The sequence below is a fragment of the Methylobacterium sp. P1-11 genome (genome assembly GCF_008329595.1).
Classification (GTDB): Bacteria; Pseudomonadota; Alphaproteobacteria; order Rhizobiales; family Beijerinckiaceae; genus Methylobacterium.
Window position 1 is genome coordinate 1 of the sequence record NZ_NPKS01000121.1, and the last position, 599, is coordinate 599.

General features: G+C 70.1%; 1 protein-coding gene. It reads right to left on the bottom strand.

Features of this window, described 5'->3' with window-relative positions:
- The coding region (locus tag CIW48_RS33000; protein ID WP_246695535.1) for an ABC transporter substrate-binding protein at nt 1-599 on the bottom strand (599 nt) is incomplete at both ends.

Genomic DNA, 599 nt, shown 5'->3' on the forward strand with positions numbered 1-599 from the left:
TCGTACTCGCCGGTCTGGAGCACGGCGCGGGCGGCCGAGACCGCGTCGCCGCCGCCCTTCATCTCGACGGTGTCGAAGTACGGGCGGTTCGGCAGGTGGTAGTCGGGGTTGCGCTCCCCGCGGACGATGTCGCCGGGCCGGAACTCCACGAACCGGTACGGGCCGGTGCCCACGGGGGCGAGGTTCTGGGGCGCGTCCCGGGACTTGGCGCCGCTGTAGGGCCCGAACAGATGCTTGGGCAGCACCATCCCGACGATGCCCACGTAGGCGTCGCACCAGTAGGGCGTCGGCTTGTCGAACAGGACCCGGACGCTGAGATCGTCGATCTTCTCGACCTTGCAATCCTTGTAGGAGCCGGCCGTCACCGCCGCGGTGGCGGGGTCGCGGGCATATTCCCAGGTGAAGACGAGGTCGTCGGCGGTGAGCGGCTTGCCGTCGTGCCATTTCACGCCCGGCTTCAAGGTCCAGACCACCGAGCGGCCGTCCGCGGCGAGCGCCCCGTTCTCCTTGGACGGGATCGAGGCGGCCAGCACCGGCACGAGGTTGCCGTCCGGATCCCAGGCGGCGAGCGGCTCGTAGAAGATCCGCGAGGCGTCCTG